23 protein-coding genes are annotated in these 25181 nt (G+C 69.9%); 11 read left to right on the top strand and 12 right to left on the bottom strand.

Features of this window, described 5'->3' with window-relative positions:
• Positions 1-97: 97 nt before the first annotated feature.
• The 3 genes from ygfZ to FV560_RS11580 form a co-directional block, all read right to left on the bottom strand.
• Positions 98-1207, bottom strand: a complete 1110-nt coding sequence (ygfZ, locus tag FV560_RS11590; RefSeq protein ID WP_159621688.1) for a CAF17-like 4Fe-4S cluster assembly/insertion protein YgfZ — start codon at positions 1205-1207, stop codon at positions 98-100.
• A 115-nt stretch (positions 1208-1322) separates the two neighbouring features.
• Complete coding sequence (locus FV560_RS11585; RefSeq protein WP_159621687.1) at positions 1323-1889, bottom strand: heme-binding beta-barrel domain-containing protein; 567 nt, start codon at positions 1887-1889, stop codon at positions 1323-1325.
• A gap of 43 nt (positions 1890-1932) precedes the next feature.
• A complete protein-coding gene (locus FV560_RS11580; RefSeq protein WP_159621686.1) occupies positions 1933-2661 on the bottom strand; it encodes a hypothetical protein in 729 nt (242 codons plus the stop codon).
• 130 nt (positions 2662-2791) lie between these two features.
• On the opposite strand from FV560_RS11580, the gene FV560_RS11575 reads away from it, so the two are divergent.
• The 4 genes from FV560_RS11575 (at position 2792) to FV560_RS11560 (ending at position 6019) form a co-directional block, all read left to right on the top strand.
• Entirely contained in the window at positions 2792-3505 is a 714-nt protein-coding gene (locus FV560_RS11575; protein WP_159621685.1) for a winged helix-turn-helix transcriptional regulator, read from the top strand.
• Positions 3506-3800: 295 nt separating this feature from the next.
• Positions 3801-4445, top strand: coding sequence for a DUF47 domain-containing protein (locus FV560_RS11570; protein ID WP_476748640.1), 645 nt, complete (start codon positions 3801-3803; stop codon positions 4443-4445).
• Positions 4446-5438, top strand: coding sequence for an inorganic phosphate transporter (locus FV560_RS11565; RefSeq protein WP_159621684.1), 993 nt, complete (start codon positions 4446-4448; stop codon positions 5436-5438).
• 125 nt (positions 5439-5563) lie between these two features.
• Positions 5564-6019 (top strand): septum formation family protein, encoded by a 456-nt coding sequence (locus FV560_RS11560; RefSeq protein ID WP_159621683.1) that lies wholly within the window; start codon positions 5564-5566, stop codon positions 6017-6019.
• Positions 6020-6170: 151 nt separating this feature from the next.
• Here the strand turns inward: FV560_RS11560 and pstB are convergent, their stop codons facing one another.
• From pstB to FV560_RS11515, 9 genes are all read right to left on the bottom strand, one after another.
• The gene (gene pstB, locus FV560_RS11555; RefSeq protein ID WP_159621682.1) at positions 6171-6950 is read right to left on the bottom strand and encodes a phosphate ABC transporter ATP-binding protein PstB; all 780 of its coding nucleotides are present in this window, start codon (positions 6948-6950) and stop codon (positions 6171-6173) included.
• Positions 6951-7025: 75 nt separating this feature from the next.
• Positions 7026-8075 carry a phosphate ABC transporter permease PstA gene (gene pstA / locus FV560_RS11550; RefSeq protein ID WP_159621681.1) on the bottom strand — a complete coding sequence of 350 codons (1050 nt, stop codon included), beginning with the start codon at positions 8073-8075 and terminating at the stop codon, positions 7026-7028.
• The gene (gene pstC / locus FV560_RS11545) at positions 8075-9046 is read right to left on the bottom strand and encodes a phosphate ABC transporter permease subunit PstC (RefSeq protein WP_420853366.1); all 972 of its coding nucleotides are present in this window, start codon (positions 9044-9046) and stop codon (positions 8075-8077) included. The genes pstA and pstC overlap by 1 nt, the downstream gene beginning before the upstream one ends.
• A gap of 95 nt (positions 9047-9141) precedes the next feature.
• Entirely contained in the window at positions 9142-10290 is a 1149-nt protein-coding gene (locus tag FV560_RS11540; protein WP_235020075.1) for a phosphate ABC transporter substrate-binding protein PstS, read from the bottom strand.
• 164 nt (positions 10291-10454) lie between these two features.
• A complete protein-coding gene (locus tag FV560_RS11535; RefSeq protein ID WP_200837632.1) occupies positions 10455-11432 on the bottom strand; it encodes an NUDIX hydrolase in 978 nt (325 codons plus the stop codon).
• 3 nt (positions 11433-11435) lie between these two features.
• Positions 11436-13688: an RNA degradosome polyphosphate kinase gene (locus tag FV560_RS11530; protein WP_159621757.1), complete on the bottom strand. Its 2253-nt coding sequence runs from the start codon at positions 13686-13688 to the stop codon at positions 11436-11438.
• A gap of 163 nt (positions 13689-13851) precedes the next feature.
• Complete coding sequence (gene mshD / locus FV560_RS11525) at positions 13852-14745, bottom strand: mycothiol synthase (protein ID WP_235020074.1); 894 nt, start codon at positions 14743-14745, stop codon at positions 13852-13854.
• A gap of 4 nt (positions 14746-14749) precedes the next feature.
• On the bottom strand, positions 14750-15403 hold the full coding sequence (locus tag FV560_RS11520; protein ID WP_338049702.1) for a hypothetical protein: 654 nt from the start codon (positions 15401-15403) through the stop codon (positions 14750-14752).
• Positions 15404-15440: 37 nt separating this feature from the next.
• Entirely contained in the window at positions 15441-16667 is a 1227-nt protein-coding gene (locus FV560_RS11515) for an alanine racemase (protein WP_420853368.1), read from the bottom strand.
• A gap of 307 nt (positions 16668-16974) precedes the next feature.
• Between FV560_RS11515 and FV560_RS11510 the strand changes: the two genes are divergently transcribed.
• The 7 genes from FV560_RS11510 to FV560_RS11480 all read left to right on the top strand — a co-directional run bounded on the left by FV560_RS11510 (position 16975) and on the right by FV560_RS11480 (position 25063).
• Positions 16975-18822 (top strand): nitrite/sulfite reductase, encoded by a 1848-nt coding sequence (locus FV560_RS11510; protein ID WP_159621679.1) that lies wholly within the window; start codon positions 16975-16977, stop codon positions 18820-18822.
• A 148-nt stretch (positions 18823-18970) separates the two neighbouring features.
• Positions 18971-19741 (top strand): phosphoadenylyl-sulfate reductase, encoded by a 771-nt coding sequence (locus FV560_RS11505; RefSeq protein WP_159621754.1) that lies wholly within the window; start codon positions 18971-18973, stop codon positions 19739-19741.
• Positions 19738-20712, top strand: coding sequence for a sulfate adenylyltransferase subunit CysD (gene cysD, locus FV560_RS11500; RefSeq protein WP_159621678.1), 975 nt, complete (start codon positions 19738-19740; stop codon positions 20710-20712). The genes FV560_RS11505 and cysD overlap by 4 nt, the downstream gene beginning before the upstream one ends.
• On the top strand, positions 20712-22058 hold the full coding sequence (locus FV560_RS11495; protein WP_159621677.1) for a sulfate adenylyltransferase subunit 1: 1347 nt from the start codon (positions 20712-20714) through the stop codon (positions 22056-22058). The genes cysD and FV560_RS11495 overlap by 1 nt, the downstream gene beginning before the upstream one ends.
• Positions 22059-22144: 86 nt before the next feature.
• Positions 22145-23485, top strand: coding sequence for a D-arabinono-1,4-lactone oxidase (locus FV560_RS11490; protein ID WP_159621676.1), 1341 nt, complete (start codon positions 22145-22147; stop codon positions 23483-23485).
• A gap of 40 nt (positions 23486-23525) precedes the next feature.
• Positions 23526-24356 (top strand): transglutaminase-like domain-containing protein, encoded by an 831-nt coding sequence (locus FV560_RS11485; protein WP_159621675.1) that lies wholly within the window; start codon positions 23526-23528, stop codon positions 24354-24356.
• A complete protein-coding gene (locus FV560_RS11480) occupies positions 24353-25063 on the top strand; it encodes a hypothetical protein (protein ID WP_159621674.1) in 711 nt (236 codons plus the stop codon). Before FV560_RS11485 ends, FV560_RS11480 begins: the two co-directional genes overlap by 4 nt.
• Positions 25064-25181 lie beyond the last annotated feature (118 nt).

Genomic DNA, 25181 nt, shown 5'->3' with positions numbered 1-25181 from the left:
GAGCCCTGCACGTGCAGCCCTGATCCGCCCACGTGACCGGACCGGCGGCCTGGGGCCGTTCAGGCTGTCGGGGCTCGACGGGCCGGCCGGCATCGGCTCAGAGGGTCCGGCGGCGCAAGCCCGTTGCGGGAGCCTGTTCGGGCCTCCCGGTGCCCTGACCCTCAGGGCCGACGACGACCTCCTGGGCGGCGGCGATCGATCCTGCGATGAGCTCGGCGGTGGGGTCGACGGAGCGCTTGATCACCGCGAGCGCGACCGGTCCGAGCTCGTGGTGGCGCACCACGGAGGTCACCCTTCCCACGGCCCGCTCACCCAGGCTGACGGCGTCGCCCACCTCGGGCAGGACGTGCTCACTGCCGTCGAGGTGCAGCATCACCAGGCGCCGGGGCGGCCGCCCCAGGTTGAACACGCGCGCGATCGTCTCCTGCCCGCGGTAGCAGCCCTTGTCCAGGTGGACCGCGGTGCGCAGCCAGTCCAGCTCGTGCGGGATCGTGCGCTCGTCGACCTCGCGTGCCAGGCGGGGGCGCCATGCGGCCACGCGCAACGCCTCCCATGCCCAGGCTCCGGCGAGCCGGGCACCGGCGCCCTCGGCCGCGGCGACGATCTGCTCGACCTGGTCGCGGCCGACCAGGTGCAGGCGGGGGTGCCACTGGTTGCCGGGGTGCTCCTCCTCGGCCGGTCCGTACCGGGTGGAGCCGGGGGCCGTGGCCGGCCACGGGTCGCTCCAGGTCAGCGCAGACCCGTCGTGGGCCAGGGGCGTCTCGGCGAGGGAGCTGAGGTCGGGTCCGTCCGTGGTGGTGCCGAGTACGGCGGCATCCCCCCGGACCGCGACCTCGACCCGGAGCATGAACCGCATCGAGTCCAGGAAGTCGGCCAGGGCCTGGGTGTGCTCGGTCTCGGTGATCAGCCAGGCCGTCTGACCGTCGTCGGTGACGGCGGCCGCGTGCTGGATGCGTCCGTTCGGGTCGAGCAGCAGCAGTTCGGTCCCGGCACCGGGAGTGAGGTCGATCACCTGCGAGGAGAGCGTGTTCAGCCAGGTGAGCCGGTCCGGTCCGGTCACGGTGACCACGCCCAGGTGGGAGAGGTCGACCACCCCGATCCCGCGTTCGAGGGCGCGCTGCTCGGTCACGGGGTTGCCGTAGTGCGCGGCCACACCGGTGTCGGGACCGGCGGCGGCGACCGCTCCAGGTCGGTTCAGCAGGCTCATGTTCTCCTCAATGCAGGTGGCGGAGTCAGCATTCCCGGACACACCTGACGGCTGTGGGAAAGTCTGTGCCAGATGTGGCACGCACGCGCCCTGAACCGTCAGTTCTGTCCGCCCCTCACTCCTGCCGCTGCAGCCGCCCGGAGGAGTAGGACTGCATCTCGTGGCCGAATGCGGCGAGATCGGTGGCCCACATCAGCTCAGAGTTGACCAGTCCGTACATCCGGCGTGCGGCTGTGATCTCGGCGGCGGAGGCGGTCCGGGCGATCAGGTCGGTGGCCAGCGAGACCCGCGGCCCCTGGGCGACGCCGAGGTAGACGCTGGCGTGACCGGTGGGCTCGGTGAGCAGGACCTCCAGGTCGGTGCGCGGCGGGTCTGCTTCGGTAGCGGAGTTCTCCTGCGGGGGAACGCGCCAGTGGCCCGACTCGGTGGCCCACACCTGTCCCGCCTGCATCGCTGCGACGTCGATCTCCCCCTCCAGGGAGGCGGGCGGGTTCTCCAGCAGCCAGGTGGTGGCGCTGTACGCGAGGTAGGGGCCGCCGTCTGAGGAGAACGTGGCCTCCACCAGGATCGGCTGCTCGTCGATGCCCGGGTAACCGAGGAATCCGGGGCCGCGCCAGGTGCCGACCAGCCAGGCGATCGGGTAGGTCTCCGGGGCGAGGCCTTCGGGGATGGCGAAACTCATGCAGGCGATGCTACTCGCGCAGGCTGACCCACCGGCTCACCGCTCAGCCCAGCAGCACGCGCCCGAGCACGTAGACCGGCACCCCGGCCACGGCCACCGGCAGCATCGCGGCGGCGAGCGCGGCCGTCGGACGCCCCGACGCCGGGAACTGGCCGAAGAGGGCGTGCACGGCGGCGATCAGGACACCCGAGGAGAGACCGACCAACCCGCCGACCAGCAGCCCGAGGTCGGAGAGCAGGGAGCCCACGAGCAGCCCTGCGGCGGCGGCGATGACGATCGTGGCGGCGGATCCGAGCCAGCCGGGGATGGGCAGCGCCGTGCAGGCCGAGCCCGCGGTGATCGTCACCGCGCCCACCAGCAGCAGCGCAGTGGCCACTTCTCCCGTGCCCACGGCCAGCCATCCGGCTGCCGAGGAGACCACGACGGCGCCCGTCACCACACCCGAGACGGATTCCACGAGCCGGGGGCGCCCGTCTCGTCGGGTTAGCTCGTGCAGGAACGCACCGACCACACCGAGCCCGGTCGCGACGGCGACGTAGAGCAGATCCTCCCAGATGAGGAGCGCGCTGAAGGCGGCTGCTGCGGTGAGCAGCAGCACCACGGTCGCGCCGCGCGGGGCCGGCAGGCCCAGCAGCCGGGGCCAGCCGATCGCGAACACCGCGACGATCCCGGCGATGGTGCCCACGAGGAGGCCGCGCTCACCGAAGGCGGTGATGCCGATACCCGCTGCCGCCGTGGCCGTGACGACCGCACGGAACGTCCCGCTGATCATGCCTGGATCCACCTCACGGATGTGATCGTGTCACATCCTGCCGAGCGTCGTTGCCCGCCGTGGGGAGCGCGGCACAGCTCAGGGCCGTACCTGCAATAGAGTGAGTCGGAGTGATCTGGGAGGAGGAGCAGTGGTCGACCTTCTTCTGCTGACCCAGGAAGCCGGAGGGTCCGCGCGGGTGCTGCCTGCACTGACGCTGCTGAGCCACCGCGTGCGGGTGGTGCCGAACGAGCCGGCGGCTCTGCTGGAGGCACCCGAGTCCGAGGTGGTACTCATCGACGCCAGGCACGATCTTGCCCGGGCCCGCGCGACCTGCCAGCTGATGCGCTCGACCGGGATGGAGGTCCCGGTGGTCCTCGTCCTCGGCGAGGGCGGATTGTCGGTGGTCCGGCCCGACTGGGGGGCGCACGACATCGTGCTGGCCGCCGCTGGTCCGGCCGAGGTGGATGCTCGTCTGCGACTGGTGGTGGGCCGTAGCCAGCTCGCTGCCGGCGATGACGACCCGGAACAGATCGAGGCCGGCGACCTGACGATCGACGCGAGCGGGTACACCGCGCGACTGCGCGGGGATGCCCTGGACCTGACGTTCAAGGAGTTCGAACTGCTGAAGTACCTCAGCCAGCACCCGGGCCGGGTGTTCACCCGCGCTCAGCTGCTGCAGGAGGTGTGGGGCTATGACTACTACGGCGGCACCCGCACCGTGGACGTCCACGTGCGCCGCCTGCGCGCCAAGCTGGGTCCCGAGCACGACCAGATGATCGGAACCGTGCGCAACGTGGGATACCGCTTCGATCTGCCCCGCCATGCTCCCGGTGCCGACGTACGGTCCGCTGACGAGGTCTGACGTCCACCACCCGTTCGCGCAGGCATCCCGCGCAGGCATCGCGTGTGCATCCTGTCCGGAGCATGTGCGAAACTGGATGGCGACGCCGGGTCGCACTAGCCCCGGGCTCCAACATCTGCCGCTACGAGCGGCCTTCGCGCCGTCAGGCGCTGGGCGGCCCGGCGTCCTCCACACACATGGAGCACCATTCCTTCCGGTGAACCTGGTGCGCCGCCCGATCTAGTGACTGGTACGCATGCTCTAGCCTGTGTCGCGTTGTCCGTCCCGATTCACACGTGGTTCTACCCTGGGAGCCGTGGTGCGCTTTCGCCTGACCCCGCGCGACGATGCGTTCTTCGACCTGCTGGCCGTGCTGGCCGGTCATCTCGCACCCGGAGCAGACCTGCTCGCTCAACTCATCGGCGACGACGGCCCCGACCGGGAGCGTCTCGGTCTGCGCCTGCGCGAGGCCGAGCACGAGGCTGACGACGCCGCCCATGAGGTGCTGCGCCGGCTGAACCAGACCTTCGTCACCCCCTTCGACCGGGACGACATCTACCAGCTGACCTCCGCGCTGGACGACTGCATGGACGCGATGGAGACCGCCGGTGACCTGGTGGTGCTCTACCAGCTGCACGAACTGCCCCCCGGGATCTCGACCCAAGTCACGGTGCTGCACCGGGCCGCGGAGCTGACGGCCGCCGTCATGCCCAAGCTGCGCACGATGGGTGAAGATGTGCGCTCGTACTGGATCGAGATCAACCGGCTGGAGAACGAGGCCGACCGCGCCTACCGGGAGCTGCTGGCGTTGCTGTTCCAGAGCCCGCGCTACCAGGAGAGCCCGGCTGCGGTGATCGAGCTCATCAAGCTCAAGGGCGTGATCGACACCCTCGAGCAGGCCGCAGACGCGTTCGAACGGGTCGCCCATCTGGTCGAGGCGCTGTACCTGAAGGAATCCTGAGTGGAGCTCGCTCTCGTCCTGCTCGTGGTGGCGATCGCCCTCACCTTCGACTACACCAACGGGTTCCACGACGCGGCCAATGCGATCGCCACCTCCGTCTCCACCCGTGCCCTGACGCCGCGGGTGGCGGTGGTGCTGGCCGCCGTCATGAACTTCGTGGGGGCACTCCTGGGCACCGGGGTGGCCGAGACGATCGGCAGCGGGATCATCGACACCCCGCTGGGCAACTACGGGCTGGTGGTGGTGCTCTCGGCTCTCGTGGGCGCGATCGCGTGGAACCTGCTCACCTGGTGGCTGGGGCTGCCGTCCTCGTCCTCGCACGCGCTGATCGGCGGCCTGACCGGGGCCGGGGTGGCCTCGGCTGCCACCGTGCACTGGAACGTCATCTGGGAGCGTGTGGTGCTGCCGATGTTCGCCTCCCCGCTGGTGGGTTTCGTGCTCGCCTATCTAGTTGTGGTGGGGGTCCTGTGGGTGGTGCGCAACGCGGCTCCGGGGCGCACCACGCGCCGGTTCCGGCTGCTGCAGACCATCTCGGCGGCAGCGATGGCACTCGGTCATGGGTTGCAGGACGCGCAGAAGACGATGGGGGTGATCGTGCTCGCGCTCGTGGCCGGTGGGCTGCAGACGGGTTCGGAGATCCCCCTGTGGGTCAAGCTCGCCGCAGCGGCAGCCATCTCGCTCGGGACCTATGCCGGTGGGTGGCGGATCATGAAGACACTGGGGCGCCGGGTGATCGAGCTCGACCCGGCCCGCGGGTTCGTCGCCGAATCGGTCGCGGCGAGTGTGCTCTACACCACGGCGTTCGTGTTGCACGCCCCGATCTCCACCACGCACACCATCACGGCTGCGATTACGGGCGTAGGGGCGACGCGGCGGCTCTCGGCGGTGCGATGGGGCGTCGCACGCCGGATCGTGATGGCCTGGGTGCTGACGATCCCCGGGGCGGGCCTGGTGGCTGCGGGGATGTACCTGGTGCTATCGCTGTTCACCTGAGTCACAGACCCGCGCCCATGGGGAGTTCGACCCGTCACGAGGGCGGCGCGCGACCTTCCGGATCCCATAAGGTAAGTCCGAGACCACGGGGCCACACCCCGATCTGTCACGACTTGGGAGAGTCTATGAACACCCGTACCCTGACCCGCTCCGCGCTCGCCGTCCTCGGCGTGGCCGGTCTGACCGCCTCGATGAGCGCCTGCAGCCTGCTGGGTGGGTCAGTGGCCACGGCCGAGGTAGGCGAGTGCATCATGTACGACGACCTCAACAGCCAGTCGATTACCGAGATCGACCCGATTGACTGCACCGAGGAGCACGACGCGCAGTTCTTCTACAAGTTCGACATGGACGACGGCGACTTCCCGGGGCGAGACGGGATCTCGGCCGCTGCTGAGGAAGGCTGCCTCGCTGAGTTCGAGCCGTTTGTCGGCACCGACTTCCAGGAGTCCGCGCTGTACGTGAACTTCATCGGACCGAGCGAGGAGAGCTGGAACGACGCCAACGACCGCGAGATCCTCTGCGTGCTCTACCTGAATGACGGCTCCATGGCCACCGAGTCCTGGGAGGGCTCAGGCATCTGAGCCACCCACCACGAAGGGCCGCACGCGATCGCGTGCGGCCCTTCGTCATTCCCGTCCCCGGTGAACTCCTCATCCCACCGCCGAAGCCCCCTCCAGGATCCGGCGATGGGAGAAGGCGTCCACCCAGGGGCGCTGCCTCAGCCTGGGCAGATCAGCCGAACCGGCCGGAGATGTAGTCCTCGGTGGCCTTCTGCGAGGGTGAGGAGAACATCGTGGTGGTGTCATCCATCTCGATGAGGTGTCCCGGCTTACCCGTGCCCTCGATGTTGAAGAAGCCAGTACGGTCCGAGACACGCGCCGCCTGCTGCATGTTGTGGGTGACGATCACGATCGTGTAGTCGTTCTTCAGCTCGTGAATGAGGTCCTCGATCGCCAGCGTGGAGATCGGGTCCAGCGCCGAGCACGGCTCGTCCATGAGCAGCACCTCCGGCTGCACGGCGATCGCGCGGGCGATGCACAGGCGTTGCTGCTGGCCGCCGGAGAGGGAGGAGCCGGGCTTGTCGAGCCGGTCCTTGACCTCGTTCCACAGGTTCGCTCCGGTCAGGGATCGCTCCACCATATCGGCGGCGTCGGAGCGGGAGATGCGGCGGTTGTTGAGCTTGACGCCGGCAAGCACGTTGTCTGCGATGGACATCGTCGGGAACGGGTTCGGCCGCTGGAACACCATGCCGATCTGGCGACGCACCTCCACCGGGTCCACGTGCGGGGCGTAAAGGTCCTTGCCGTCCATGACGGCCTTGCCCTTGACGTAGGCCCCGGGGATGACCTCGTGCATCCGGTTCAGGGTCCGCAGGAAGGTGGACTTGCCGCAGCCCGAGGGGCCGATCAGCGCCGTGACGGAGCGGGCTTCGATGGTCATGTTGACGCCCTCGACGGCGAGGAAGTCGCCGTAGTAGACGTTCAGGTCGCTGACGTCGATTCGCTTAGACACGGGCAGTCCTTCCGGGGGTTGCCGCGGTGGTCACGCGGCGGGAACAGCAGGGCGAGGGGGCAGGTTGGTCCGTGATCATCGTCCACCCTTCGGGGAGAAGAACTTGCTCACCAGGCGGCCGATGAGGTTGAGCAGCATGACGATCAGCAGCAGCGTGAGTGCGGCCGCCCAGGCACGATCGGCGGCCGGTCCACCCTGGGCATACTGACGGAACACGTAGACCGGCAGGGTCTCGATGCGCCCGTCGAAGGGATTCCAGTTCATCGCTTGGATAGTGCCGACCGTGACCAGCAGCGGCGCCGTCTCACCGATCACACGGGCGGTGGCGATCATGATGCCGGAGGTGATGCCGGCGACGGCGGTGCGTAGCACCACCTTGACGATGGTCAGCCATTTCGGCACCCCGAGGGCATACGAGGCCTCGCGGAGCTCGTTCGGCACCAGCTTCAGCATCTCCTCCACGCTGCGGATGACGTAGGGAGTCATCAGCACCGCCAGGGCGATACCACCGATGAGGGCTGCCTTGTATGCCGGGCCGAAGATCACCAGGAACATCGTGTAGGCGAACAGCCCCGCCACGATCGAGGGGATACCGGTCATCACGTCGACCAGCAGCGTGATGCCTCGTTTGATCGGACCTCTGCCGTACTCCACGAGGTAGATCGCAGTGAAGATCCCCAGCGGCACGGAGATGAGGCCGGCAATCCCGGTGACGTAGACGGTGCCGACGATCGCGTGGGCCACACCGCCTTCGACCATGGAGCCGAAGATGCCCACCATATCGGTCGTCAGGAATGTCGGGCCGAACCGTTCGACGCCGTCACCGATCACGATCCACAACAGCGAGATGAGCGGGATGACGGCGAGCAGAAAAGCGAAGGTCACCAACGTGGTGGCGAGCCGGTCGGTGGCCCAGCGGCGCCCCTCGACCGCGGTCGAGGTTGCCGTGATGGCCACGGCGTAGACGATCGCACTCACGAAGAACATCGAGGCGATCGTGAACCCGTTGAGGGCGGTCAGCACGCCGGCGGTGACCGCCAGCGATGCCACCAGGACGGCGTAAGGGGCCCAGGCGGGCAGCCGCCGGTAGGTGCGGGTGGGGACGGGAGGAGCTGCGACGGACATCAGTTGGCTCCCGAGAACTCGGCGCGACGGTTGATGATCCAGCGGGCGAGCATGTTCACCCCGAAGGTCACCGCGAACAGGATGAGCCCGGAGGCGATCAGGGCATCGACGGCGATGCCGCTGGACTCCGGGAAGTGCAGGGCGATATTCGCCGCGATCGTGTTGTGCTGACCCGCCTGCAGCAGGAAGAAGTTGATCGCGTAACCGGGCGAGAGCACGATCAGGATCGCCATGGTCTCCCCGAGTGCGCGGCCGAGTCCGAGCATGGCGGCCGAGATGATGCCGGAGCGGCCGAACGGCAGGACGGCCTGGCGAATCATCTCCCAGCGGGTGGAACCGAGCGCGAGCGAGGCCTCCTCGTGCAGCCGCGGGGTCTGCAGGAAGACCTCACGGATCGTGGCGGTGATGATCGGCACGATCATGATCGCCAGCACCAGGCCACCGGTGGTGATGTTACGCGCCGGGGAGGTGTAGTCGGCGAACAGCGGGATGAAACCGAGGTTCGAGCTCAACCAGGCGAACAACGGTTCGACCAGAGGCCGCAGCCACTGGAAGCCCCACAGACCGAAGATCACCGAGGGGATCGCGGCGAGCAGGTCGATGATGTAGCCGAGCAGCTGGGCGAGCCGGCGAGGGGCGTAGTGCGAGATGAACAGCGCGATCCCGATGCTCAACGGCATCGCCACCACGAGGGCGATGACCGCGGCGAGCACGGTGCCGAACAGGAGCGGAGCCACCCATTCCCACAGGTTGCCCTCGATGAAGCTGACGTCGGCGAACTCCTCGGCATTGGCCACCAGCGCCGGCCAGGCACGGTAGAGCAGGAAGATCGCCACGGCGGCCAGCGTCACCAGGATCATCACACCACTGGTGGTGGAGATGCCCTTGAAGATGACGTTCCCGAGCCGCCCCGGCGCACGTTCACCTGTGCCACGGCGGCTCTGATCCTGCGGGGGCGTGGTGGTTGCCACAGTTCCTCCGTCGTCTACGTAGGGGAGCGTGCCTCAGGCGGGTCGGCGGTCACGATCCCGGACCGCCGACCCGCCCGATGCAGGGTACTGCTAGATCAGCCCGCGGAGATGGTCTCGAGCGCCGCGTTCACGCGCTCACGCATTCCGTCGGAGATCGGGGCCGAACCGGCGACGTCCGGCTGGGCGGCGCGGTTCTGGCCCTCTTCGCTGGCCACGTAGGTCAGGTAGCCCTGGACGAGGGAGGCGTGCTCCTCGCTGTCGTAAGTGCCGCAGGCGAGGGAGTAGGAGACCAGCACGATCGGGTAGGCGCCCGACTCCTGGGTGTCGCGGGCCAGGTCGATCGTGAGGATCGTGTCCGTAGCGTCAGCCGCGGCCGGGGAGACGTCCACGACGTTCGCGGCAGCCTCCGGGGAGAACGGCACGAACTCATCGCCCACACCGACGGCCACACTGCCCAGCTCACCGACGCGGGAGGCGTCGACGTAGGCGATGGTGCCCTCAGCTGCTTCGACCACACCGAGCACACCGGAGGTCTGCGCACCGGACTGGGTGCCCTCGACCGGCCAGAGGCCGGACGGCTCGTGGGTCCAGACCTCGGGCGCCGCGGCGGCGAGGTACTCGGTGAAGTTTTCGGTGGTGCCGGAGTCGTCCGAGCGGTTGACCGGCACGATCTCCAGGTCGGGCAGCTCGATGTCTGGGTTGGCCTCGACGATCGCCGGGTCGTTCCAGTTGGTGATCTCGCCGGCGAAGATGCCGGCGATGGTGTCCGGGCCGAGGTTGATGTTCGTGTCGTTCAGGTCCGGGATGTTGTACACCACGGCGATCGGGCTGATGTACAGCGGGGCCTCGATCACGGTGCCACCGCAACGCTCCTGCGCGGCGGCGAGCTCCTCACCGTCCAGGGCGGCGTCGGAACCGGCGAACTGCACGGTGCCGTTGATGAACTGCTCCCGGCCGGTACCCGAACCGGTGGGGTCGTAGGTGACCGTGGCACCCGGGTTGGCCTCCATGAACCCGGCCAGCCAGCCCTGCACCGCGTTCTCCTGGGAGCTGGCACCCGAGCCGGCGACGGTGCCGGACAGCTCGGCACCCATGTCCTCGCCGCCGGTCTCTTCGCTGCTGCCGGTGTCGCCGCTGTCGGTGGTGTCGTCAGCGGAAGAGTCGCTGCCGCAGGCAGCGAGCGTAAGCGCGAGTGCGCTGATCGCGGTGATGCCGGCCATCCGGCGGCCAGTTGCAAGCTTCACGTTGAATCCCGTTCTTGTCGAGGTCTGAGGGATGCGGCCGGTGCACAGACCGGCGCAACCAGACCTGACGCTAGGGACCCCGGGTGACGGCACGTTCGGGATCAGGTGAACATCAGGTGAACGACCGCCGACAGTGTCGTAATCCCGGCCACAGTGCGGGCCGGTCAGCTGGGCGGGCGGTACGTCTCGACGGCCACGACCCGGGCGCGGCGCTGCTCCCGGCGGGCCATGTGCACCACCAGCATCTCGCCGGTGCGCAGGTATGGGTTCGCCTGCGGCAGCCGCTTGCTCACCCGGTGCGGACTGCGCGCCTGGACGGCTTCCAGCACGAACGGCAGCACCGGGCGGTGGGTGCACACCACGGTGGCCTCCCGCGGGCTGCCGAGCAGATCGCTGACGAGGGACCGCGCGCCGGCGGGCCGGTCCTTGACGGCCGCCTCGGTCAGTTGCGGTGCGGACATGATCGCCGTGTCGCAGGCGTCGGAGTAGGGGGTCATGGTGGCCCGGCACCGCAGCCACGGTGAGGAGATCACCTCGTGCACCCCGTAGGCGGCGAGCACGGGCACGAGCGCCCTCGCCTGCCCTTGCCCCACCGGCGTCAGTGGGCGGGTCTCCTCGCCGCCCGGCCAGGCCGAACGCTTCCTGGCACGTCCGTGGCGCACCACGATCAGGGTCCACGTGCGCAGCAGCCCGTCGTCCCACAGGTCGATCAGCGCACCGAGCGGTTCGACGTCGTCGGCCCGGGTGAGCATCTTGCGCGCCTTGCGCGCCTCCACCCATCGAGCCTCGTCCACCTCATGTTTGGGCGCGAGCTTGATCTTCTGGCGAGCATTGAGCGCCGCCACGTCCACACCGTCGACATCGGCCGGGGTCGCAGCCCAGTAGTGGCACACCTTCTGCTGACCGCTCGCGAGCCGGTAGCTCACCGTCGGCAAGGGCAGACCCAGCACCACCGGGATCCCGGTCTCCTCCTGCACCTCCCGCACGGCGCACATCGGAAGGCTCTCCATCGCGGAGTCGAGTTTGCCCTTCGGCCAGGACCAGTCGTCGTAGCGGGGGCGGTGGATCAGCAGCACTTCGAGACGGCGGCCCACCACACGCCAGACCAGCGCCCCGGCCGCGTGCACGCGGTCAGAACCCACGAGTCAGCTGTCCGCGCTGCGCCGGCGATGGACGGACATGAGGTGTTCCTGCAGATCCGTCAGGGGGCGGCCGTCCTCACCGAGGTGGTGCCTGGTCCAGACCGGTTCACCGTCCTCGGCCGTGCTCAGGTGCCAGGACGTGGTCGTATCGGCCACCGAGGTGTCGATCAGCCCCACCAGGTCGGCGATCTGATCGTGGTCGGTCACCCGCACGAGCACCTCCACCCGGCGATCGAGGTTGCGGTGCATCAGGTCGGCCGATCCGAAGAACACCTCCGGCTCACCGCCGTTCGCGAAGGCGTACACGCGGGAATGCTCGAGGAACCGGCCGAGGATGGAACGCACCCGGATGTTCTCGCTCAAACCCGGCACCCCCGCCTTGATCGCGCAGATCCCACGCACCACCACATCGACCGGCACTCCGGCCTGGGAGGCCCGGTACAGGGCGTCGATGGTCTGCTCGTCGACCACCGAGTTGACCTTGAACTTCACCCAGGCAGGCTTACCCGCCCGCGCGTTCGCGATCTCCTTCTCCACGCGCTCGACCAGTCCGCGCCGGATACCCCGCGGTGCCACCAGCAGCCGGTGGAACCGGCTCTTCGGCGCGTAGCCGGAGAGCTGGTTGAACAACCGCGTCAGGTCCTGGCCCACTTCCGGGTTGCAGGTGAGCAACCCGTGGTCCTCGTACAGACGCGCGGTCTTGGGGTGGTAGTTGCCCGTGCCGACGTGGCAATAGCGACGCAGACCGTCAGCCTCCTGGCGCACCACGAGGGAGAGCTTGCAGTGCGTCTTCAGCCCGACGATCCCGTAGACCACGTGCACACCCGCCTGCTCAAGCTTGCGGGCCCAGGAGATGTTCGCCTCCTCGTCGAAGCGAGCCTTGATCTCCACGATCGCGAGCACCTGCTTGCCCGCCTCCGCGGCATCGATGAGGGAGTCCACGATCGGGGAGTCGCCGGAGGTGCGGTAGAGGGTCTGCTTGATCGCCAGCACCTTCGGGTCGGCCGCGGCCTGGGCGACGAACTGCTGCACGCTCGTGGAGAACGAGTCGTAGGGGTGATGGAGCAGGATGTCCCGGCCGCGGATCGCCTGGAAGATGTCGGTGGGTGTGGCGCTCTCCACCTCGGCCAGCCCGCGTGGGGTGATGGCCACGTGCTTGGGATAATGCAGCTCGGGGCGGTCGAGGTCGGCCACGAGGTTGAGCCCGGTCAGATCCAGCGGCATCGGCAGCTCGTACACGTCCGGCTCGGAGATGTCGAGCTCGCGGATCAGCATCTCGCGCAGCCGCGGGGTGAACCCGGTCGCCAGCTCGAGCCGCACGGGCGGACCGAACCGCCGCCGCAGCAGCTCCTTCTCCAGTGCCTGCAGGAGGTTCTCGGCGTCGTCCTCCTCGACCTCCAGGTCCTCGTTGCGCGTCACCCGGAACACGTGGTGCTCGACCACTTCCATCCCCGGGAACAGGTAGTAGAGGAAGGAGGAGATGACGTCCTCGATCGGGACGAACGAACGGTACCCGTCGTCGTCGGGAGCATCCTCGGGGCGGTGGGGACGGCCGCGGGCGTCCACGGCGATGAACCGCGGCAGCAGCGGCGGCACCTTCACCCGGGCGAAGTTCTCCTTACCGGTGGTGGGATTGCGCACCACGACGGCGAGGTTGAGCGAGAGGCCGGAGATGTAGGGGAACGGGTGCGCCGGGTCCACGGCCAGCGGGGTGAGCACCGGGAAGATCATCTTCCGGAAGTACTTGTGCAGCCGGTCCCGCTCGCTCTCGTGCAGGTGGTCGAAGTGCACGAGCGTGATGCCCTCGGCCGCGAGCGCCGGTTGCACCTTGTCGGAGAACACCGCCGCGTGCCGATCGGTGAGCTCGTGCGTCTTCGCCGAGATCAGGTCCAGCACCTGCCGGGGCAGCAACCCGGATGCGGCCTGGACGGCCATGCCCGTGGCGATACGGCGCTTGAGGCCGGCCACCCGCACCATGAAGAACTCGTCCAGGTTGGAGGCGAAGATCGCCAGGAACCGCACGCGCTCGAGCAGGGGGAGGCGCGTGTCCTCGGCGAGCTCGAGCACTCGCTCGTTGAACTGCAGCCAGCTCAGCTCCCGGTCGGCGAAGCGGTCAGCCGGCAGCTCCACGGGTTCGTCCTCGCGCTGCTCGGCGGGCTCACTGGCCGGTGCGTGGACCACGGCGCGTCCCTCCTGCTGTGGCGCGGTCGCGCCGTCCACCGCACGCGCGATCACCGAGGGTGAGAGCGAGGACATCCGGTGAGCGTTCACACCCTCGGCCGACCTGAAGAAGGCCTGCCCCGCGGGCTGGGTGCCACTCGCTCCGTCCACCGATCCGGCATGCTCGCTCATGGGCCATATCGTGTCACCTGGAACGCCTCGCTGGAAACTCCCGGCATCGGTGCACGCTCCGGCGCAGTCACGGCCGGGCGTACTGCACGTCGGCGCGGGCACGGGTGAATCCCGCGCGGCGATAGGTCCGGATCGCGGGGGTGTTCTCACCCTCGACGTACAACTCGATCCGCGCGAGATCCCGCGCCGCGAAGGCAGCCATCGCGTGAGCGGTCAGCAGGGTCCCGACACCGCGGCCCTGCGCCTGCGGGTGCACTCCGAGGGCGTAGATCTCCCCCACACGTTCACCAGGATTTCCCTCGATCTTCACCCACAGGCTGCCGAGCAGTCGACCGGTGGACTCCTCCTCGGCGAGGAAGAAGACTTCCGGGTCGAACCACGGTTGCCCCTGGCGCTGCTCCAGATCGGCACGGGTGAGGCGGCCCTGCTCGGGGTGGTCAGCGAACGCCAGGGCATTGAGCTCGACCCAGGCATCCTCGTCCCGGCCCACCGTGAACGTCCGCACGCGCAGCCCCTCGCCCGCTGCGGGCTCGTCCGGATCGGTGGGCGGCTGTGCAGTCATCACCCACAGGTCGCGCACCCGGCGCAGGCCGCGCGAGCGGGCCAGCGCCTGCGCGGCCGGGAGGTCACCGTGGGCCCACACCTGCGCGCCCTCAGTGAGAGCTACGTCCAGCAGCGCCCCGCCGATACCGCGCCGGCGGCGCTGCGGCGCGACCACCAGCTCGATCGAGTCCCCGTCCACCTGGGCGTAGGCATCCACCCCCGACGGCGACTCCACCAGCAGGTGCGTCACTCCCCTGCCGCCGGGCTGCTCGGGCATGTCGAGGTTGAGCAGCGTCTGCTCCGAGAGCGCCTCGATCCCGTCGGCCTGCTCGGCCGCCTGGGCGAGCACGCGGACAGCCTGCTGCTGCGCGGGGGTGAGGGACGCCGTCGTGATCGGTGGGATCGGTTGATGTGGCACGGCGTCAGTCCAGCTTCCCGGCGCGCCACAGCGACGCAGCCTGCTCGAGATCTTCGGCGGTCTCCAGCAGGGAGCCGGCGCGGCGTGTCAACTCGGTGGCGCGTGCGTCGTCGGAGAGCTCGACCCAGTCCGCATCCATCGCCGATCCGGCGGCGAGCACCCGCAGGAACGCCCCGGCGCGGTCGAGTGCGACGGCCAAGTCACCGCGGAATACCCCGTGCAGCACCGCATCGGCGACCGACTGGATCTCCTCCGGCCCCGTGGGTCCGGCGACCCCGGCGACCACGCCGGCGACCTCTGCCTGGTGCAGCCCCAGGTGGTACCGGTCGGCGATGGTGCGCGGATCACGTCTGGTCCACTCCCGCAGCAGGTACAGCCGCCACAACGCCCCGGGGAGCGTGTCGGCCGGGCTGCGCGACCACAGCTGCACCAGCAGGTCCAGCCCCTCGGTGTCGACCAACTCCACGAGCCTGCGCACCATGGCCGCGTCCGCTTCCGGGCTCGCGGCCGGCTCGGTGGTGCGGGCCCCATGCACGAGGGCCAGGGCCGTGGTGTGCGCCAGTTCGTTGCGTTCGGCCGGGTCCGGTTCACCGGGGATGGCCTCGGCCGTCTCCGGCGAGAGCATCGCGGGACGGCGGAAGGTGGGTCTGGTCAACACCTCTCCTTGGTCTGGGGTCGGCTCTCGGCGCCTCTCGTCAGCCGAAGTTCTGACCCTCACCACGATACGTCGGCACAGTCTCGATCACACGATCGTCCCGCACCAGGTGGACATGGTCGAACCGCTCCATCAGCTCGCCGGCCTTCGCGTGGCGCATCCACACGCGGGACCCGACCGCCGGGCCGGTACGCCGCGGCGGGTAGCGAAGTGGGGTCTGCACCTCCCCCGCTCCTTCAGATCCGAGCAGGCGCGAACCATCCACCGGCCGCGGGAGACGGTCGGTGCCGGGAGGACCGGAGGCGATGTATCCGCCACCGAAGACGGTGGCCAGGCGCGGGGTGGGGCGGCGCACCACATCCAGGCCGAAGAAGGCGGCCGGGCGGGAGGTGAAGGCCTCGTAGCGGTCGAATAACGTCGGGCACAGCAGCCCGGACCCCGCGGTCAGCTCGGTGATCGTGGGGTCCGTGGCGGTCTGCTGCAGCGATCCCGTGCCGCCGCCGTTAACCAGCACATCCCGGCCGAGGTGCTCCTCGAGTGCGGCCACCACGGCTGGCCGGCGGCGGGAGAGCTCGCGTAGCGACAGGCCCTTCATCACCTGCACCAGTGGGCTGCGCGCCCCGCGCGGGCCCGCGTCGGGGACCCCGGCGACCTGTGCCTCGTAGAACATCACGCCCCGCACCCGCAGCCGCCCGGTGCGTTCGGTGGCGCGCGCGAGCCGCACCACCTCCTCCGGGTGCCGAAGGCCAGAGCGCCGCACACCCAGGTGCGCGCTGAGCGACCCCACTCCGAGGCGCAGGGAGGCGTCGACGTCGATGCACACCTGGATCGGCGGGCCTCCGGCCACACCGGAGCGCATGAAGGCCCGTTCGAGCAGCGCCACGTGCGAGACGTCGTCGATCATCACCGTGATCGCCTGGCGCGCGTCGGGGTCGGCGGCCAGACGGGCCAGAGCGGGCCTGTCCACCGTGGGATACCCGACGAGGACGTCCTCGACTCCCTGGTCGGCGAGCCACAACGCCTCCGCCAGCGAGTAGGCCATGACTGACCGGAAGCCCGCCGCGAGCGCGCGGTCGAGGAGCGCACGCACGCGCACCGACTTCGAGGCCAACCGCAGCGGCAGGCCACCGGCCCGTGCGAGCAGATCGGCGGCATTGGCCTCGAACGCATCCAGATCAACCACGGCCAGTGGTCCGGCCAGCCCTCGCACGGCGCGTCCCCACGGCGCCGCCCGCCTGCCGGCGCGCCCCTGCGCGACCGGTGACACCCTCTGGTACCCCGCCCCGGGCACCCCCTGCGACGTTCTCACCTGGCCATTGTCGCTCATTCCGCTGCCGGTCCACGATGCGGACGTTCCAGGGCCGCTCTCCTGACGGCGAGGACGCCGAACTACCGTCGAACCATGTTCCGGCACCTGGCGTCCCCGCACTCCACCGTCGTGGTGAGCGGGTCACGAATGCCCGGCTGCCGGTGTCGGTGCCACTGACGCCCCGCACCTGCCGCCCTATCGGCGCTGCACCGCCCCAGACCGAACCAGACCGGCCCGATTCACACCGGCCCGCCGAGGAGCACCCATGACCGGCCAGACCACCGAAGCCGCCACGGCCGAACCCGCGACCAGCAAGACCAGCAAGACCAGCACGGCCAGCACGGCCAGCACGGGTACCGCCGCGAGCACGAACGCCGCCCGTCCTGCCCGCCCGAAGCGACCCAACGGCCAGTGGAAGGTCGACGGCACCGAGCCGCTCAACCACAACGAGGCGTTCAAGCAGGAGGACAACGGCCTCAACGTCCGCGAGCGCATCGAGCAGGTGTACTCCAAGGAAGGATTCGCCTCGATCTCCGGTGACGATCTGCACGGCCGGTTCCGCTGGTGGGGTCTGTACACCCAGCGCAAACCTGGGATCGACGGAGGCCGCACCGCCACCCTCGAACCCCACGAGCTCGAGGACGAGTACTTCATGCTGCGGGTGCGCATCGACGGTGGCGCCCTCACCACTGAGCAGCTACGCGTGATCGCCGGGATCTCCACGGAACTGGCCCGCGACTCCGCCGACATCACCGATCGGCAGAACATCCAGCTGCACTGGGTGCAGGTGGAGGACGTGCCGGAGATCTGGCGCCGTCTGGAGGCCGTGGGGCTGGGCACGACCGAGGCGTGCGGGGACGTCCCGCGCGTGGTGCTCGGCAGCCCGGTCGCTGGCATCGCGGCGGACGAGATCCTCGACCCGAGTCCCGCGATCGAGGAGATCAACCGGCGCTATCTCGGGGTGCCCGAGCTGGCCAACCTCCCCCGCAAGTTCAAGACGGCCGTCACTGGTCACCCCGGTCAGGACGTGGTGCACGAGATCAACGACGTCGCCTTCGTCGGCCTGGAGCACCCTGAGTTGGGTGCCGGCTTCGACGTCTGGGTCGGCGGCGGCTTGTCCGCCAACCCGCGCCTGGGCGAGCGGCTCGGTGCCTTCGCCACCGAGGAGCAGGTGCCGGACGTGTGGCACGGGGTGGCGCAGATCTTCCGCGACTACGGCTACCGGCGGCTGCGCAACAAGGCGCGCCTGAAGTTCCTGCTTGCCGACTGGGGCCCGGAGAAGTTCCGCCAGGTGCTGCAGGAGGAATACCTCGGCTACGAGCTGCCCGACGGCCCGCCCGCTCCGCAGCCACGCGTCCCCGGCGACCACGTCGGTGTGCACACGCAGAAAGACGGCAGGTACTACATCGGGGCCGCCCCGTACGTGGGCCGGGTCAGCGGCCAGGTGCTGACCGCCGTCGCGGAACTCGCAGAGTCGGTGGGCTCGCAGCGGATCCGGCTGACCCCGCACCAGAAGCTGCTGGTGCTGGACGTGCCCGAGGCCGCCGTCGAGCAGGTGACCGAGGGGTTGCGGGCGCTGGGCCTGGAGACCGACCCGAGCCCGTTCCGGCGCAGCACCATCGCCTGCACCGGCATCGAGTACTGCAAGCTCGCGATCGTCGAGACCAAGCAGACCGCCACCGACACGATCGACGAGCTGGAGCGGCGCCTGGCCGACGTGCCCGATCTGCGGCCACTGACGTTGCACCTGAACGGGTGCCCGAACTCCTGCGCCCGGATCCAGACCGCCGATATCGGTCTCAAGGGGCAGCTGGTGATGAACGACGACGGCGAGCAGGTGCCAGGTTTCCAGGTGCACCTGGGCGGGGGGCTGGCCTCGGAGACCCGGGACGAGGCAGGGCTGGGTCGTACAGTCCGCGGGCTGAAGGTCACGGCCGACGATCTGCCGGAGTACGTGGAACGCCTCACGCGGCGCTACCTGAGCGAGACCAGTGACGAGGGCAGTGACGGCACTGACGGCAGTGACGGCACTGACGGCACTGAGAGTTCGGTCGGCGCACGCGAGTCCTTCGCCTCCTGGGCCCATCGCGCGGACGAGGAGGCATTGCGATGAGTGCGAGGAGCCCCCGCGCAGGTGGCGTGAGGAACGAAGGCCGCCGGAGCGAGGCACCGCAGCATTCAGAGGGAGGCGAACTGAAGTGAGTATCGGCGAAGCGAGCCCCCTGGCCACGCTGCGGCGTGCCGCCCAGGAGCGTCAGCAGGTGCGCGCCACCGCGCGTGCCGCCCATCAGGAACGACGAGCTGCCGCCCGGCCGAAGCGGTCGGCGGCCGAGTTGCAGGAGGTGGCTGCCCGTGGTCAGGCACTACTGGGTGGTAGCGGGATCGGTGCCGCCGACGAGGCGAGCCCAGCGCAGGTGGCAGCCTGGGCTGCGCAGGAGTTCGGCGTGCACCTGGCGGTGGCATGCTCGATGGCCGACGCGGCGCTGCCACATCTGATCTCCCAGCACGCCCCCTGGGTGGATGTGCTCTTCCTCGATACCGGGTACCACTTCGCCGAGACGCTCGGCACCCGGAACCGGGTGGAGCTGGAGATGGACGTGACCGTGGTGGACGTCCGGCCCGAGCTGACTGTGGCCGAGCAGGATGCGGCCCACGGCAAGGACCTGTTCGCCCGCGACGCCGCCGCATGCTGCGCGATGCGCAAAGTCGAGCCGCTGCACCGCACGCTCGGCACCTACGAGGCGTGGGTGACCGGGGTGCGCCGCGAGGAGGCACCGACCCGCGCGAACACCCCGTTGGTGACCTGGGACGAGAAGAACGGCCTGGTGAAGATCAATCCGGTGGCCGCCTGGACCGACGCCGACCTCACGGGCTACGCCGAGGAGCACGGCGTGATCGTCAATCCCCTGCTGAATGACGGGTATCCCTCGATCGGGTGCGCCCCGTGCACGGCACGCGTCGCCCCCGGAGCCGACCCCCGATCCGGCCGTTGGGCCGGGCTGGACAAGACCGAATGCGGACTGCACACATGAGCATTGACGTGACGACTCCCCCGACCACCGATACGGCCCCGGCCGGCCTCACCGACGCCCCGCACCACTACCGCCTCACCCGCGCCGAGGCGCTGGAGAGCGAGAGCATCCACCTGATCCGGGAGGTGGTAGCCGAGTTCGAGCGCCCGGTGCTGCTGTTCTCCGGCGGTAAGGACTCGGTGGTGATGCTGCACCTGGCAGCGAAGGCGTTCTGGCCCGCGAAGGTGCCGTTCGGCGTGCTGCACGTGGACACCGGGCACAACTTTCCGGAAGTGCTGGCCTATCGCGACCGCACCGTGGAGCGCCTGGGCGCGCACCTGCACGTGGCGAGCGTGCAGGACTACATCGACGACGGCCGCCTGCGCGAACGCCCGGACGGCACCCGCAACCCGCTGCAGACCCTCCCGCTGCTGGACGCCATCACCGGGAACAAGTTCGACGCGGTCTTCGGCGGCGGACGCCGGGACGAGGAGAAGGCCCGCGCCAAGGAACGGGTGATCTCCCTGCGCGACGAGTTCGGGCAGTGGGACCCCCGCAACCAGCGGCCCGAGCTGTGGAACCTGTACAACGGACGGCACCGCCCCGGTGAGCACGTGCGTGCCTTCCCGCTGTCCAATTGGACCGAGCTGGACGTGTGGAGCTACATCGCGGCCGAGGGCATCGAACTGCCGCACCTGTACTACGCGCACGAGCGGGAGGTCTTCGACCGGGACGGGATGCTGCTGGCGGTGGGCGAGCACGCTCGCCCCCGCACCGACGCCGAGCTGGCGAGCGTGCGGACCGAGCAGGTGCGCTATCGCACCATCGGCGACATGAGCTGCACCGGGGCGGTGCTCTCCGACGCGAGCGATCCGGCCGCCGTCGTGGACGAAGTGGCCGCCACCCGCATCACCGAACGGGGCGCCACCCGCGCCGACGACAGGCTCTCCGAGGCCGCCATGGAGGACCGCAAGAAGGAGGGCTACTTCTGATGGGCACGCTCACTGATGCCACGGTCGATCCCACGGCAGTCGATCCGACGATCGCCGACCCGACCGCCGTCGACCCGACGGCACCCGGCACGCTGCTGCGCCTGGCCACGGCCGGCTCCGTCGACGACGGCAAGTCCACACTCGTGGGCCGTCTGCTGTACGACTCCAAGTCGGTGCTGGCCGACCAGTGGGACGCGATCGAGCGCGTCTCCGCCGGTCGCGGCCAGGAGTCAGCGGACCTGGCGCTGCTCACCGACGGCCTGCGCGCCGAGCGGGAGCAGGGCATCACCATCGATGTGGCCTACCGCTACTTCGCGACCCAGACCCGCTCGTTCATCCTGGCCGACTGCCCCGGGCACGTGCAGTACACCCGCAACACCGTCACCGGTGCCTCCACCGCGGACGCGGTGGTGCTGCTGGTGGACGCCCGCAAGGGGTTACTGGAGCAGACCAGGCGGCACCTCGCCGTCGTGGGCCTGCTGCGCGTGCCGCACGTCGTGGTCGCGGTGAACAAGATCGACCTGGTGGACTACTCGCGCGACCGCTTCACCGAGCTTGCCGAGGAGATCCGTGCCGCGGCCGTCTCGCTCGGGGTGCCGCATGTGCACCCGATCCCGGTCTCGGCCCTGGTGGGCGACAACGTCGTCACCCGGGCCGAGCAAACGATGCCCTGGTACGAAGGGCCGAGCCTGCTGGAGCTGCTGGAGGCCCTGCCGGTGGCCGACGATCCGGCCGGTGAGGCGTTCCGGATGCCGGTGCAGTCGGTGCTGCGCCCGCAGGGCGCGGCAGTGTCGCCTGAGTATGCCGAGTACCGCGGCTACGCCGGGCAGGTCGCGGCCGGGGTGGTGCGCGTCGGTGACCCGGTGGTCATCCTCCCCAGCGGCCTGCGCACCACCGTCGAGGGCATCGACACCCCCGATGGGGAGTTGGTGGAGGCGTTCGCCCCGCAGTCGGTGGTCGTCCGCCTCAGTGACGACATCGACGTGGCGCGCGGGGACCTGATCGCCGCGGCCACCGACGCCCCGGAGCCGGTGAAGGAACTCACCGGCACGGTCAGCTGGCTCAGCGACCAGCCGCTGCGCCCCGGCGCCCGGGTGCTGCTCAAGCACACCACCCGCACGGTGCGGGCGATCGTGGCCGAGGTGACCGGCCGGCTCGATCTGGACAGCGGGCAGCCCAGCCCGGCCGATGTGCTCGAGCTCAACGACATCGGCACGGTCCGGGTGCGCCTGGCCGAACCGATCGTGGCCGAGGACTACGCCACATCCCGCCGCACCGGCGCCTTCCTGCTGATCGACGCCCACGACGGCAACACCCTCGCGGCGGGGATGACCGGCACTCCCTGAACACCAATGACGGCCCTCAGCCCACCTGTGCCAGATGTGGCACGGATCGGCTGAGGGCCGTCGGGTGTTCGCGGCAGAATAAGCCGATGACGGCGCACACCTGGCGGAACTGGTCCGGTACGGCCTCCGCCCACCCCAGCCGCATCGCCCGGCCTCACGACGAGGGCGAGGTGGTGGACCTGGTGCGGGCCTCCGTCGAGACCGGCGACACGATCCGGGCGGTCGGCGCTGGGCACTCCTTCACCCCGGCTGCGGCGACCGAGGGCACTCTGGTTCAGCTGGACGCCCTCGACCGCCTCGAGCACATCGGCCCAGCCGCCCCGGACTGCTCCCACCTGGTGACCGTCGGCGCCGGAATCCGGCTGCACGCCCTCTGCCGGGTACTCGCCGCCCACGGCCTGGCGCTGGAGAACATGGGCGATATCGACCGCCAGTCCCTCGCCGGCGCCATCTCCACCGGCACCCACGGCACCGGCGCGCGGCTGGGCGGGCTGGCCACCCAGGTGCACGGGGTGCGGGTGGTCACCGCCGACGCCCGCGTCCATGACGTCGGACCAGATTCCCCCGACGGCGGAGCCCACCTGTTCGAGCTGGCCCGCCTCGGTCTGGGCACCGCTGGGATCCTGACCGCGATCACCCTGCGCTGCGTGCCCGCGTTCATGCTCACCGCCACCGAGGCGCCCTTGCCCCTACGTCACGTCCTGGAATCGATCGTCGATCTGGCTGCCGCCGACCACTTCGAGTTCTACTGGTTCCCGGGCACCGATGTGGCGCTGACGAAAACGAACACCCGCGACGGCGCCGCTCCCCCACTGGCCGCCGCTCGCCGGCTACTCGAAGACGAGGCCCTGGCCAACGGTGTCTTCGAGGTGACCAACCGGCTCGCCACCGCCGTGCCCGCCCTGACCCCGCGCCTGAACCGCCTCGCCGCCCGCGCCCTCGGCGCCCGCACCTACACCGCCGCCTCCCACGACGTGTTCACCTCCCCGCGCCGGGTGCGTTTCGCCGAGATGGAGTACGCCCTGCCTGCCGAGGCACTCGTGGACGCGCTCGGCGAGGTCGACGCCTGGTTGCGCTGCAGCCGCGAGAACGTCCCGTTCCCGGTCGAGGTGCGCTTCGCTGCAGGCGACGAGGTGTGGCTCTCGACGGCGTATGGCCGGCCCACCGCGTACGTGGCCGTGCACCAGTATCACCGTCTGCCCTACGCCCGGTACTTCCGTGCAGTGGAGGCCATCATGCGCGGCTACGACGGGCGACCGCACTGGGGAAAGTTGCACCGCCGTCGGGCTGCTGACCTGGCGCCTGCCTACCCACGATTCGCCGATGCTGCCGCAGTGCGGGACAGGGTCGACCCGAGCGGTGTGTTCGCGAACTCCTACGTCGACCAGGTGCTGGGCGCCCGCACCGAGCCGACCACGGCCAGGTAACATCGCGGCGTCGGACGACACCACGTCGATGGGAGCCCGGATGCGACGCACCGTGTCCGCGGAACTGCACGTCACTGCCGGGATCGGCACCACCGAGATCGCCCTGCAGGTGGCGCTGGCCCGCGCGCCTGGGCTGCGGGTGAGCGAGTCGCTGGAGATCCGTCAGGACGGGCGGCTCCTCGAGCCGGTCGAGGAACCCACCGGGCACGGCGGCCGGATGCACCTGGTCACCCTCGACCGGGCCGCCGAGCAGCCAGGCGAGGTGAGCGTGCGCTACGACGCGAGTGTGGAGGATGAGGCGACCGGCACCGTCGCGGAGGTACCGACCACCACAGCGGACCTGATGGCCTACCGGCGCCCCAGCCGCTACGCCCAGTCGGATGAGCTGTTCGTGACAGCGCGGCGTGAGCTCGGCGGGCGGCATGGGTTGGCGCTGGTGCACGCGGTCGGGGACTGGGTGGCCGCTCGGGTGCGATACGTTCCCGGGTCGAGTCGCGTGACTGATGGAGCGGTGGCGACGCTGCTGCAGGGGCAGGGCGTGTGCCGCGACTATGCGCACCTGGTGGTGGCACTGCTGCGTGCGCTCGACGTGCCGGCGCGGCTGGCCGCGGTCTACGCGCCAGGGCTGCGGCCGATGGATTTCCACGCCGTCGCCGAGGCGTGGGTGCAGGGTCAGTGGTATGCGGTCGACGCCACCCGAATGGCGCCGCGCGGCACCATGGCGCGGATCAGCACCGGCCGTGATGCTGCCGATACCGCATTCCTTTCTGCCTATGGTGCCGGGATCCAGATGGGGCCGCAGACGGTGACTGCGACGGTCGACGGCAATCTCCCGGCGGAGAGTGCCGACGCGGCGGTGCAGATGCCGTGACCGACCCGGCTCTCCCGGAGACGTCGCAGGAGAAGTGGGCCCGCCGCTTCACTGTGCCCGTGCTGGTCGCGGCACTGGCCGCCGTGCCTGCGCTGTTCCTGACGTTACTTCCGGACCCATGGCTGACGGCCGGGCTGGTGGTGAACGTGCTCTCGGGGGGCGTGCTCACCGCCGAGACGCTGGTGTTGTTCGCCGTCTCGGCGGACAAGCGCGCCTGGCTGCGACGGCAGTGGTGGCTGGTGCTGCTCACCGTGCTCATCCTGATCAGCGTGGTGCTGGCGCTGGGGCCGGTGCAGATCCTGCGGCTGGTGCGGGTGGTGGCGGCGCTGCGCGTGCTGGGAGTGCGGCGGATCCTGCGCTCGGGCCAGGTGCTGGTGAACCGGGTCGAGCGGATCCGTCCGATCCTCCCGCGCGGGATCGCGGCGGGACTGGTACTCGTGTTCTCGACCGTGGTGCTCGTTGATCCGGATTCCCCCAGCCGGCAGCTGCTCGCGGATGTGCTTCCCTCGGGCACCGGGGCCACGGTGGCAGTGATCGGCGGGCTGGGCCTGGCGGTGGCGACATGGCTCGTACTACGCGGGCAGCAGGAGACCGACAAGGATCGACCGGGCGTGGACGAAGCCGGCGTGAACCAGGCAGCGAGCAGCGAGGACGAGGGAGCGCGCAAGGGCTCACCCGGTACCAGGGGTCGGGCGGGCACCGACTGACACGCTCACTGCAGTCGGACCTACCAGCGCCGGCGAGGTCACTGCCGGCGCGGCGCCCGGACGGTCGGTGCCCGGTAGGTCGGTGCCCGATACCCGAGAGCGCACCACGCTGGCGTAG

This window comes from Ruania rhizosphaerae (genome assembly GCF_009805705.1).
Lineage (GTDB): Bacteria > Actinomycetota > Actinomycetes > Actinomycetales > Beutenbergiaceae > Ruania > Ruania rhizosphaerae.
This window is presented reverse-complemented; position numbering and strand designations above follow the sequence as displayed.

Coding starts and splice junctions, on each gene's coding strand:
- FV560_RS11560 (WP_159621683.1), top strand. CDS start 5,564: ATGAACACCCGTACCCTGACCCGCTCCGCGCTCGCCGTCCTCGGCGTG.
- FV560_RS11485 (WP_159621675.1), top strand. CDS start 23,526: ATGCGACGCACCGTGTCCGCGGAACTGCACGTCACTGCCGGGATCGGC.
- FV560_RS11580 (WP_159621686.1), bottom strand. CDS start 2,661: ATGATCAGCGGGACGTTCCGTGCGGTCGTCACGGCCACGGCGGCAGCG.
- FV560_RS11495 (WP_159621677.1), top strand. CDS start 20,712: ATGGGCACGCTCACTGATGCCACGGTCGATCCCACGGCAGTCGATCCG.
- FV560_RS11585 (WP_159621687.1), bottom strand. CDS start 1,889: ATGAGTTTCGCCATCCCCGAAGGCCTCGCCCCGGAGACCTACCCGATC.
- FV560_RS11510 (WP_159621679.1), top strand. CDS start 16,975: ATGACCGGCCAGACCACCGAAGCCGCCACGGCCGAACCCGCGACCAGC.
- pstA (WP_159621681.1), bottom strand. CDS start 8,075: ATGTCCGTCGCAGCTCCTCCCGTCCCCACCCGCACCTACCGGCGGCTG.
- cysD (WP_159621678.1), top strand. CDS start 19,738: ATGAGCATTGACGTGACGACTCCCCCGACCACCGATACGGCCCCGGCC.
- FV560_RS11490 (WP_159621676.1), top strand. CDS start 22,145: ATGACGGCGCACACCTGGCGGAACTGGTCCGGTACGGCCTCCGCCCAC.
- ygfZ (WP_159621688.1), bottom strand. CDS start 1,207: ATGAGCCTGCTGAACCGACCTGGAGCGGTCGCCGCCGCCGGTCCCGAC.
- FV560_RS11530 (WP_159621757.1), bottom strand. CDS start 13,688: ATGTCCTCGCTCTCACCCTCGGTGATCGCGCGTGCGGTGGACGGCGCG.